We start from the raw sequence: 10,315 nt of genomic DNA, 5'->3' as shown, positions 1-10,315 counted from the left end.
CTCCAGCCCGCTGATGATTTCCTCGCCGTCATACGGGTTCAGTCAGCCGCGCGGTCGCCCAGCCGAGCAGTGCGCCGCGGAACGCCGACACCAGTCGGTGCGTGATCTGCGCGGGCGACAGCGCGAGTGTGTCCCGGAGGTCGAAGATCTCCCGGGGGTCGAAGAGGACGTTCCACAGGAAGGCGGCCTCGTCCTCGACTCCGGCGAGCTCGTTGACTCCGAGGATCACGACGAGTTCGCGGATGGGGCGGGCGAGGGCCTCCGCCTGGCCTTCCAAGTACGGCTCCTGGGCCTCGTACCGCGCGAGGAACCCTTCCGAGGACCGGCGGTGCACCAGCGCCGCGCCTTCGGCGAGGATGAGGTCCACCCAGAAGCCGCAGACACTCTCGAGCAGGGCCAGACCGTTGCTCGGCTGCTCGAGACTGTGATCGCGGAACTTGCTCACGATGTCCCGTCGGTAGGCGCTGAGGGCGTCGTCTGCGGACTCGAAGTGCCGGTAAGCCGTCGCGACCGACACATCCGCCTGCCGAGCGATGTCGGCGAGGCTGATCGGCTGCTCGCAACGCTCGAAAAGCTGTGCGGCGGCCTGGATCAGCTTGGCGTTGTTCAACCGCTGATCCCTGCGCATGCGCGTCCTCTTCATCTACGCGGCTCATTTCGTGGGCGCTTGCTTGGCCTGCGTGCGCATGCCCTGCTCGGATTCCGCGATCCGCGCCAGCTCGGCGGCGATTTCATGCGCCTTCTTCAGGGGCACTGCGACGACGCCGTCGGCGTCGGCCACGACCACGTCACCGGGGTTGATGACGACACCACCGATGGCGACGGCCGTCCCGACGGCTCCCGGGCCGTGTTTCCAGGGCCCTGCCGGCGTGACCGAGCGCGACCAAACGGGGAACTGCTGCTGCCGGATCTCGTCGCGGTCCCTGACAGCTCCGTCGACGATCGCTCCCACGGCTCCCCGCGAGGAGAAGTACTGGCTGAGGATGTCGCCCATTACGGCCCGGCCCGGGTAACCGAATCCGTTGATGACGAGGAAGTCGCCGGGTTCGATGTGTGCGACGGCGTCGATCACGGCCAGATCGTCTCCGGCGACCGTCAGGACCGTCAGGGCGCTGCCCACGGCACGGCAGCCGTCCCAGAGAGGTGTGATGCCACCGTCGGGCATACCGAGGCGCCCGAGTGCGTCTCCGATGTTCGCGACCGAGTGCCGCTGGAACTGCGCGAGCAACTCCCCGTCAGGGCGCTGCCACTTCGGGCCGACCTCGATGTTGGGCGAGCCGGCCGATGTCGGCGCGTAGGTCATTTCTGTCCTTCCCCTGCCACGTGATGAATGGGTGCCCGGACGACGTCGATCTCGAGGGAGGCGTCCGGGAGTCCGTGTGCCCGGCCTGTGACGGTGATCCGTCCCGTTTCCCCGGTGGCCCGGACGATCGCCAGGGCACGTCCCTTGAACGACGTGGCGGAATCGTCGAGGAAGCTCTCCTCGGTGGCCGGAGCTCCCGTACCGAATCCCTGGAGGACCCCGGGACCGTCGACCCGGATCGTGATCTTCGTGTCCCGGGCCGGGTTGAGCACACCGTTGCCGTCGACCAGGGTGATGCTGATGTGAGCCAAACGCTGGGGATCGGCGGTGAGTTCGGAGCGGTCCGTCTCCAGGCTCAGGCGCGTGGGCTCGCCGGCGGTGCGCAGCGCCGAGCGTCCCACTTCCGCTCCGTCGCGGTACGCCACGACCTCCAGGACGCCGGGCTCGTAGGGCACGTCGGCTTCGGCGACGAAGTTCCGCTCGGTGCCGACGGGCACGGTCGCGACGGTGGTGCCGTTGAGCCGGAACTCGACCTCTTCGGCTGCCGCGTAGGCCTCGACATGGAGCGGCGAGCCGACGGGAACGTCGAAGGTCCAGCTGGGGGAGACATCGGTCCAGGTCCATGCCCTGGGCTTGATGACGTAGCCGTCGTCGCGGGGATGTCGCACGGCGAGGTAGGGCGTCTGTGTGAGCCCGTAGACGATCTCGCGGTAGTAGGAGATCGGGTGACGCTGCCCGATGATGTCGATGTCCCCGCATTCGGCGGTGAGCCACGGGTAGGGGGCGCGGTGTACCTGCTGGTCCTCGGGATAGACGTGCCGGCCGGTTCCGACCTCGCCGAGGAAGTCCCATGCGGTCCAGGTGAAGTCGCCGATGACGTGGGGGTTCTCGGTGACGAGCTGCCACAGCCGGTCGATCTTCGTCGGGAAGGTCTCCGAGCCCACGACGACGCGGTTGGGGTGGGCCTCCTTGTCCAGCACGTACCGGCTCTCGCCGTAGTTGAGCCCCACGACATCGAGAACGGAGGCGGGCTCGGCGAGTCGCTCTCCGACGACCGGCGAGGCCATGAGGGCGTCGATCAGATGTGTCACCTGGCCCAGGTAGTCGTTCAGGCCCCGGACAGGGGCGGCGTCCTGGCCCAGTTCGGCCTTCAGCGCGGGGATCTTGTCGCGGGCGATGTACATGCCCTGGAGTGCGTGGGTGACCAGGCGGGTGGAGTCCTGCTCGCGTGCCCGGTCGGCGATGCGGCGGCCCAGGCGCGTGCCGTGGGGGGTTCCGGCTTCGATGATCTCGTTGCCGATCGAGTACATGATCACGCTGGGGTGGTTGAAGTCCTTCGCCACGAGCGAGTCGACGTCGCGTTCCCACCACTGCGGGAATCTGCGCGAGTAGTCGTCACCGGACTTCGCGACCGTCCACACGTCGAACAGCTCGTCCATGACGAGCATGCCGAGGCGGTCGCACGCGTCGAGCAGGGCGACGCTCATCGGATTGTGCGCGGAGCGTACGGCGTTGAAGCCCGCGGCCTTCAGCATCCGCACCCGCCGCTCGGCGGCGTCGGCGAAGTCGGCGGCGCCGAGGATGCCGTTGTCGTGGTGGATCGCACCGCCCCGGAGCTTGACGGTCTTGCCGTTGATCCGCAGGCCGCGGATCGGGTCGGCGGTGACGGTGCGGATACCGAAGTGCGTGGCAGCCTCGTCGAGCGGGCCGCTGTCGTCGGAGAGGCGCACGGACGCGTGGTAGAGGTGGGGTGATTCGACGCTCCACAGTGACGGCCGCTGGACGTACGCCCGCTGGTGGGTGGTGATCCTGTCGCCCGCCAGGAGCGTGACCCGGGCCCGGTCGGACGTCACGACCTCGCCCCCGGCGTCCAGGATCTCGAGAAGCACTTCGACGACGCGAGTGGAGACGTCCTCGTTGACGATCTCGGTCGCCGCCACCACGGTGGCGAGATCGGCGTCGATGTCCGGCGTGGTGAGTCGCAGCCCGGTCGGGGTGATGTGGACGAGGTCGCCGACGAGGAGGTTGACGGGACGATTAATGCCGCCTCCCGAGTACCAGCGGGAGTCCTGGTGCGCCTGGGCGTCCACCCGGATCGTGTTGACCTGGCCGTACTTCAGGAAGGGGTCCGCGCTGACGTGGAAGCGGGAGTATCCGCCTGCCCACTGTCCGGCGAGAGCACCGTTGATGTAGACCATCGCGTCGCGGTAAACACCTTCGAACTCGAAGGTGACTCGCTTCGTCGCCCATTCCTCCGGCACGTCGAACTGCTTCTCGTAGGTCCACTTTCCGTCGCGGAAGTAGCCCGTCTGCGGTCCACCGGAGTTCTCCGCGGACCGCCCTCCCCCCAGCATGGCGTCGTGCGGCAGGGTGACTTCTTCCTCGCCGGCACCGGCGACCACGATCGCCTCGTGAACGGACACGAGAGGGCCGACGCGCCACGCGTCGTTGAACGGGATGCGGATCATTGAACTTCCTTGTTCGATCGTTCTAGAGGGTCGCGGCCGTGGGGTCCCAGTCCTCGTCCAGGGGAGCCGGCGATGCCACGGTGGATTCGAGGGTCAGCGGTGCCCCGGCCCGTGCCGCCTCCTCGACGGCGAGGAGCACGTCGAGAACGTGGCAGGCGAGAGCGCCGGAGGCGCGTTCCGATACGTCGTCGCGTATCGAGCGAGCGAGCTCCAGCACCCCCACTCCCCGGCCCCACGTGGACCCGACAGCGGGTACGTCTTCCGGCTCGGCGTGAAAGGGGACGAGCCTGCCCGTTCCCTCGAAACGGTTGGGGTTGGGCACCTCCAGTGACGCTTGCGTCCCGTGGAGTTCGAGGAGGTCGCGGCGGATGCCCGAATCGAAGCTCGTGACGAGGGTCGCCCGAGCGCCGGAGGCGAACTCGAGAAGGGCCATGTGCTGACTCGGTACGCGCACGTCGAACTCGGTCCCGGCGTCCGCACCGACGAGGACGCGCCTGACGGCCCGTGCGGTTGAGGAAACCGAACTCACGCGCCGGACGGCGCCCATGGTCTGCACGAGCGCGGTGACGTGGTAAGGCCCCATGTCCAGCAGCGGGCCGGCTCCCTGGTCGTAGTAGAAGGCGGGATTCGGGTGCGCGCCCTCCGGTCCTGGGGATTGCATGATCGCCAGTGCGCTCTTCGGTTCGCCGATGCGGCCCGCGAGGACCGCTCGTTGTGCCGTCTGCAGGGCACCACCGAGGAACGTGTCCGGCGCGCAGGCCACGCGAAGCCCTTGCCGGCCCGCCTCGTCCAGCAGTGTCCGTGCGTCGCTACGGCTGGTGGCGAGGGGCTTCTCGCTCCAGACGTGCTTGCCGCTCGCGAGGATCCGGGCCGACACGTCGAAGTGGGCGGCGGGGACGGTGAGGTTCAGCACGATCTCGATGTCGTCGCACGTCAGGAGCTCGTGGACGAGCATGGACCGCAGCCCGAACTTACCTGCAACAGCACCGGCGCGTTCCTGGTCGAGGTCGGCTACCGCGACAACGTTCAGATCAGGGAACCGCGTCATGTTCTCGAGGTAGTACCGGCTGATGACGCCGGCGCCGATGACACCGACCCCCACCCGCTTCGAGCTCATCGGTCGACCTCCATGAGATAACGCAAGCTCTGCCGCACGGCGTCGAACATGTCGCCCGCGTAGTCGTCCAGTTCCACGATGCGGACCGCTTCCGGTGCCGCCTTCAGGATGTCGGTCACCGGCATCGCACCCTGGCCGACCGGCTGCTGCTCCGAGAGGGTTGTGGTGTACGGGCCGTCCTTGACGTGCAGGAACTTGACGCGTGCTCCGAGCCGCGAGATCAACTCCACGGCGGAAGCACCACCGACCTCGGCCCAGAAAGTGTCGAGTTCCAGGACGACGTCGTCGTCCAGCGCCTCCGCGAAGACTTCGAGGCCGGTCCTGCCGTCGAAGTCGTGACGGACCTCGTGGTCGTGGTTGTGGTACCCGATGGTGACGCCCTCGTCCCGGGCACGCCTCGCGACGGCGTTCAGTCTCGCAGCCGCCGCTTCGATGTCCCCGCGCGTGGTCCATCGCTCGGCGCCGATCCGCGGTTCGATGAGCGTGCCGATCCCGAGCTCGGCCGCCGCGCGGACAACCGCGGAAGCGTCTCCGCCTCCGTCGACGAGATCGGCGTGTGCGCTCAGCGGGCGCAGCCGTGTCTCAGACAGCGCGCGCCGGTACTCGTCTCGGTACTGCTCGAACCTCCACAACTCCACGTTCTCGAATCCCATCGCGGCGACGCGCTCCAGCGTCCCCGGGAGATCCGTCGTGATGCCGTCGCGCAGCGTATAGAGCTGAACTGAGTACAGGCGCTCCGTCATTCGCGTTCTCCCTGGTCCGGCGCGAGTTCTCCCGCATGAGCCGTTGCCACCGTCTGGGCCAGGACGGCGAGCGCGTGGTCCACCGGTTCCAGGGAAGTGGGCAGATTGAGGAAGCCGTGCAGTACGCCGGGCACTGTGACCTGCCGCACGGGTACGCCCGACTTCACGAGTGCAGTCGCGAATGCCTCGCTGCTGGCGCGCAGATCGTCGTACTCGGCGTCGAGCACCAGGGTGGGACAGAGTCCGTCCAGGACGGTGCCCGCGGGGAAGGCGTAGCCGTGCGGATCCGGCGTGCCGCCCAGGTAGTTGGCCGTCATCTCGGCCACGTCCTCCGGCAGGATCCGGACCATGCGCGGCAATGGCGCGAATGCCTCGGCCAGCGCCGGCGCGAGGGGCGGCGAGACGGCGTGCATGGTCGCATAGGCCAGTACCAGCGTGGCGGGCAGCCAGTTGTCGTCGTCCCGCAGGCGAAGTACGGCTCCTGCGGCGAGGTTCGCCCCCGCGCTCGCGCCACCGACGGTGATCCGCGCCGGTTCGATGCCGAGCACCGCGGCGTTCTCGCGCACCCATCGGATGCCCGCCACGACGTCGTCGTGCGGCACTGGATACGTCACGCCGTCGACCGCGAGCCGGTAGTCCACGTTCACGACCACGACGTCGGCCCTGGCGCACACCTCGCGGGCGGTCCAGTCGGCCTCGTGCATGTCGAGATCGCCGAAGACCCATCCGCCGCCGTGTACCCAGACCAGGCCAGGGCGAGGCCGCTGCGGTGCTGACGGCGGCCGGTAGACGCGGACGGCTATCGGGCCGTGGGGGCCGGGAATGCTCACGTCGCTGGTTTCGACGGAGGGCAGTGCCGCTGCCGCCTTCCAGGTCCGGTATTCCTGCAGGCGAGGTTGCACGGCCGGATCGGCGAGTGCCTCGCGCCAGGACAGGAGGTCCTCGATCTGGCTGAGTCGCGCGGAGATGCTGGGATGCAGGGCCATCAGGGTCAGGTCTCCAGGGGTGCGAGGGGATCGGGTGCAGCGCGCGTAGGCGGGAGGCGGTGGGGGATATCCGCTCAGCCGCGTGGCCGGCCGGAATGCTGGGCGGGCAGGCCTACTTCACGCTCCCGGCGGCCAGTCCGGAGCGCCAGAACCGCTGCAGGACGAGAAACGCGACGATCAGAGGGATCACCGAGAGGAACGCGCCGGTGATGGTGATGTTGTAGGGGATGCCTTGGTTCACCCCTTCCCTCCAGTTGGCCAGCCCGACGGTGACCGGCTGAAGTTCGTCGCTGTTGAGCATGAGCAGGGGCAGCAGGTAGTTGTTCCAGATGCTGACGAACTGGAACAGGAAGATGGTGACCAGTGCGGGGGACATGATCGGCATGGCGACCCGCCAGAAGATCCGGGCCTCGCCAGCACCGTCGAGTCGCGCGGCTTCGATCAGTTCGTCCGGTACCGACGCTCCGGCGTAGATGCGCGACAGGTAGACCCCGAACGGGCTGACGACGCTGGGCAGGAAGACGGCCCAGTAGGTGTTGACGAGGTGGACCTGGCTGAACATCAGGTACAGGGGCAGCGCGAACATGACGTCCGGGATCAGGACGGCGCCGAGGATGACGTTGAAGGTCAGGTCGCGACCGCGGAAGGCGTACTTGGCCAGCGCGTACCCGGCCATGGCCGACAGTGTCGTGCTCACCGCCGCGCCGCCGAAGCTGTAGAGGGCGCTGTTCAGCAGCCACCGGGCGAAGATGCCGTCCTGTTCCTGGAAGACATCACGGATGTTGGTCCACAGGTCGAAGTGGGAGAACCACAGCCCGTTCGTGGTGAACAGGTAGCCCTTGTTCTTCGTCGCGGTGACCAGCAGCCACCAGACCGGGATGAGCGTGTACAGGGCGAAGAGCGCCATGACCGCGAACACGCCCGCCCGGCCGGCCAGCGATGACGTACGCAGTCGCCCGGGAGACCCGGCGGCGGCACGTGTTGCTGTGGGAGTGACGGTCGTCATGCGAAGGTGCCCTTCCGCTGGGTGAACTTGAGGAAGCCGAACGACAGCACGAAGGTCAGCAGGGCGAGGATGACCGACTGGGTGGCCGCGTAGTTATAGTTGTTGATGTCCGCCGACTGCTGTGTGGCCAGGATCGGCGTGTAGGTGGGGGAGACGGTCGGGGCGACCTGACTCAGCACCGCGGGCTCGTTGAACAGCTGGGCGGTGCCGATGATGGAGAACACCGTGGTGAGGATCAGCGCCGGCCGTACCGCGGGAATCTTCACGTGCCATGCGACCCGCCACCCGGAACAGCCGTCCATCACAGCGGCTTCGGTGAGTTCGCCGGGGATCGCCTGCAAGGCCGAGTAGATGATCAGCATGTTGAAGCCGGTCCAGGCCCACGTCATCATGTTGCCGATCGAGGCGAGCACGAGGTCGTCGGACAGGAAGTTCACTTCGAGCCCGACGTGCCGCAGGGCAGCGGTGAACGGGCTGACGCTCGGTGCGTACAGGAACGACCACATGATCGCGGCGATCACGCCCGGCAGCGCGTAGGGCAAGAAGTAGATCTGCCGGAAGACCTTCTTGAACACGGCGCCACGCGAGTCCAGCAGCAGCGCCAGGAGGAGCGCCAGGCCCAGCATCACCGGCACCTGCACGATGCCGAGTGTGAACACCCGCAGGAACGACGACATGAACCGGCTGTCGTGCAGAGCCGTCACGTAGTTGTCGAACCCGGCGAAGACAGTCGTCGACGGTCCCAGTCCGAGGCCGCTGCGGTGCGTCCTGAAGAAGCTCTGGTACACCGCGTAGCCGATCGGTGCGAGCAACATCGCCGTAAACAACAGCCCGAACGGTGCCAGGAAGAGCACCGCGGAACGAGTGTGGCCACGGCCGGGGATACGCTTTGCTGCCGAGCCGGCGATGGGGTGGGCGAGAGCGTCGCCAGGCGTTCTTGTCGCCATGTCTGCTCCTTGCTCGAGAAGTGGTCCCGTGAAGGGAGGGACCGGCTGGTCGTTGGTGCTGGTCGGGCTGGTCGTCGCCCTGCGGGGGCGCGGGCGGTGGTGGCACGGGGGAGGACGGACCCCCGCATGTCGGGGCCGAGGGTGTGAAGTTGCGGCGCCGGCGCCCGGCAGGTCAGGAAGGCCGCCGGGCGCCCGCCGTCGTTCTCCGCGCGCGTCACTTCCCGACGCTCAGCCCCTGGCTCTTCATGGCCGCGACGGTGCTGTCCTGGACGGAGGTCACGGTCTTCGGGATGGTGCCCTGTCCGGCTCCGGCCTTCTTGAGCCCGTCCTTCATGTCGGACTGAACCTGGCTCATCGTCGGGCCCCACACCCAGCCCGTGCTCGTGTTCGCGGCCGCTGTCTTGAACACGTCGTAGATGTTCTGTCCGCCGAAGTACTTCGACGGCTGGTCCACGGCAGGCAGCTGCTGTCCGCTCGTCGCGGCCGGGTAGATTCCCGTGTTCTTGATTAGATTGGTGACACTGTCGCTGTCGGTGCTCATCCAGGTCGCGAACTCCGTGGCTTCCTTCGGGTGTTCGCAGCCCTTGAGCACCACGGTCGCCGAGCCTCCGCGGTTACCGGCCGTCTGCTGCCCGGCGGACCACTGGGGCATGGGCGCCACGGCCCACTTGCCGGACAGCTCGGGCAGGTTCTTGGAGATCAGCGGAGCCGCCCACACGGCGCTGACGAGCGACAGCAGCTGCCCGTCCTGCACCTTCTTGAACCAGGCCGTGTCCAGCATCGGGTCACTGGTGACCAGCTTCTTGTCCAGCAGGCCCTGCCAGTACTGCGCGACCTTGCTCGTCTGCGGGTTGTCGATGGTCACCTGCCACCGGTCGTTCGCGGTACCGAACCACTTGCCTCCGGCCTGCCAGGTCAGCGCCCCCAGGTCATAGGCGTCCTGCGGCGTGGTCGTCAGGTAGGCCGAGGGGTTGGCGCTGTGCACCTTCTGCGCGGCCGCGGCGAAATCGTCCCAGGTCTTCGGTGGCGAGATCTTGTACTTCTTGAACAGGTCGGTGCGGTAGTACATCGCCATGGGCCCGGTGTCGACCGGGATGCCGAACACCCTGTCGCCGACGCTGGACATCTGCCAGGTCCACGGCACGAACTTGTCCTTGCCGGCGTCGGCGTACTGGGAGATGTCCTCCAGCGCGCCGGTGGCGATGAAGTTCGAGAGGGTGTCGTAGCCCACCTGTCCGAGACAGGGTGCGTTGCCGGCCTTCACCGCGTTCTGCATCTTGGCGTAGCCGCCGATGCTGCCCGCCGGGATCTGGCTGTACTTGACCTTGATGTCGGGGTGCGACTTGTTCCACAGCGCCACGGACTTGTCGAGGCCGACCGCCGCCCCCCAGAACTCCACCGTCACCGACTTGCCGCCGGAACTCGAACCGCCCGAGTCGCCGGACCCGCTACAGGCGCTGAGCGTGACGAGCGAGCCAACGGCCAACATGGCCCCAGCCCCCTTCACCCACCGTGAAGCCATGGGAACTCCTTCCGTCGGCCGTCCGCCTAGCGGAGCCTGCCGGTTGATCTGCGAGCGGCGTGTCGCGCACGGAGTCGTTGAGAGCTTCCCGTCATCGGGGACTCATCCCTACGAACACTGCCGAACGGCTTGCGATTGGGGTTTCACTTGAGGTGTGCGCCAGCCCTTGTTGGCCCGTCTGGCCTACGTGATGCGCTGGCCCCGCGGAGCAGGGTCCGAGGCT

General features: G+C 67.6%; 9 protein-coding genes. All 9 read right to left on the bottom strand.

Annotation, left to right across the window (positions count from 1 at the left end; genetic code table 11):
* Positions 1 to 28: 28 nt before the first annotated feature.
* Positions 29 to 643: a TetR/AcrR family transcriptional regulator gene (locus tag QA861_RS29115; protein ID WP_334591654.1), complete on the bottom strand. Its 615-nt coding sequence runs from the start codon at positions 641 to 643 to the stop codon at positions 29 to 31.
* 9 nt (positions 644 to 652) lie between these two features.
* Positions 653 to 1,303, bottom strand: a complete 651-nt coding sequence (locus QA861_RS29110; protein ID WP_334591653.1) for an RraA family protein — start codon at positions 1,301 to 1,303, stop codon at positions 653 to 655.
* Positions 1,300 to 3,771, bottom strand: a complete 2,472-nt coding sequence (locus QA861_RS29105; RefSeq protein WP_334591652.1) for a glycoside hydrolase family 2 TIM barrel-domain containing protein — start codon at positions 3,769 to 3,771, stop codon at positions 1,300 to 1,302. The genes QA861_RS29110 and QA861_RS29105 overlap by 4 nt, the downstream gene beginning before the upstream one ends.
* A gap of 22 nt (positions 3,772 to 3,793) precedes the next feature.
* Entirely contained in the window at positions 3,794 to 4,888 is a 1,095-nt protein-coding gene (locus QA861_RS29100) for a Gfo/Idh/MocA family protein (protein WP_334591651.1), read from the bottom strand.
* Complete coding sequence (locus QA861_RS29095) at positions 4,885 to 5,631, bottom strand: sugar phosphate isomerase/epimerase family protein (RefSeq protein ID WP_334591650.1); 747 nt, start codon at positions 5,629 to 5,631, stop codon at positions 4,885 to 4,887. Before QA861_RS29095 ends, QA861_RS29100 begins: the two co-directional genes overlap by 4 nt.
* Positions 5,628 to 6,617: an alpha/beta hydrolase gene (locus QA861_RS29090; protein WP_334591648.1), complete on the bottom strand. Its 990-nt coding sequence runs from the start codon at positions 6,615 to 6,617 to the stop codon at positions 5,628 to 5,630. Before QA861_RS29090 ends, QA861_RS29095 begins: the two co-directional genes overlap by 4 nt.
* Positions 6,618 to 6,729: 112 nt before the next feature.
* Positions 6,730 to 7,623: a carbohydrate ABC transporter permease gene (locus QA861_RS29085; RefSeq protein WP_334591647.1), complete on the bottom strand. Its 894-nt coding sequence runs from the start codon at positions 7,621 to 7,623 to the stop codon at positions 6,730 to 6,732.
* Complete coding sequence (locus QA861_RS29080; RefSeq protein WP_334591646.1) at positions 7,620 to 8,570, bottom strand: carbohydrate ABC transporter permease; 951 nt, start codon at positions 8,568 to 8,570, stop codon at positions 7,620 to 7,622. Before QA861_RS29080 ends, QA861_RS29085 begins: the two co-directional genes overlap by 4 nt.
* A 214-nt stretch (positions 8,571 to 8,784) precedes the next feature.
* Positions 8,785 to 10,059 (bottom strand): ABC transporter substrate-binding protein, encoded by a 1,275-nt coding sequence (locus QA861_RS29075; protein WP_334591645.1) that lies wholly within the window; start codon positions 10,057 to 10,059, stop codon positions 8,785 to 8,787.
* Positions 10,060 to 10,315: the final 256 nt, after the last annotated feature.

Origin of the sequence: Streptomyces sp. B21-083, assembly GCF_036898825.1 — a bacterium.
Lineage (GTDB): Bacteria > Actinomycetota > Actinomycetes > Streptomycetales > Streptomycetaceae > Streptomyces.
This window is presented reverse-complemented; position numbering and strand designations above follow the sequence as displayed.

Bases quoted from the DNA above. Each gene is read 5' to 3' on its own strand.
- QA861_RS29115 (WP_334591654.1), bottom strand. From the start codon at position 643: ATGAAGAGGACGCGCATGCGCAGGGATCAGCGGTTGAACAACGCCAAG.
- QA861_RS29110 (WP_334591653.1), bottom strand. From the start codon at position 1,303: ATGACCTACGCGCCGACATCGGCCGGCTCGCCCAACATCGAGGTCGGC.
- QA861_RS29105 (WP_334591652.1), bottom strand. From the start codon at position 3,771: ATGATCCGCATCCCGTTCAACGACGCGTGGCGCGTCGGCCCTCTCGTG.
- QA861_RS29100 (WP_334591651.1), bottom strand. From the start codon at position 4,888: ATGAGCTCGAAGCGGGTGGGGGTCGGTGTCATCGGCGCCGGCGTCATC.
- QA861_RS29095 (WP_334591650.1), bottom strand. From the start codon at position 5,631: ATGACGGAGCGCCTGTACTCAGTTCAGCTCTATACGCTGCGCGACGGC.
- QA861_RS29090 (WP_334591648.1), bottom strand. From the start codon at position 6,617: ATGGCCCTGCATCCCAGCATCTCCGCGCGACTCAGCCAGATCGAGGAC.
- QA861_RS29085 (WP_334591647.1), bottom strand. From the start codon at position 7,623: ATGACGACCGTCACTCCCACAGCAACACGTGCCGCCGCCGGGTCTCCC.
- QA861_RS29080 (WP_334591646.1), bottom strand. From the start codon at position 8,570: ATGGCGACAAGAACGCCTGGCGACGCTCTCGCCCACCCCATCGCCGGC.
- QA861_RS29075 (WP_334591645.1), bottom strand. From the start codon at position 10,059: ATGTTGGCCGTTGGCTCGCTCGTCACGCTCAGCGCCTGTAGCGGGTCC.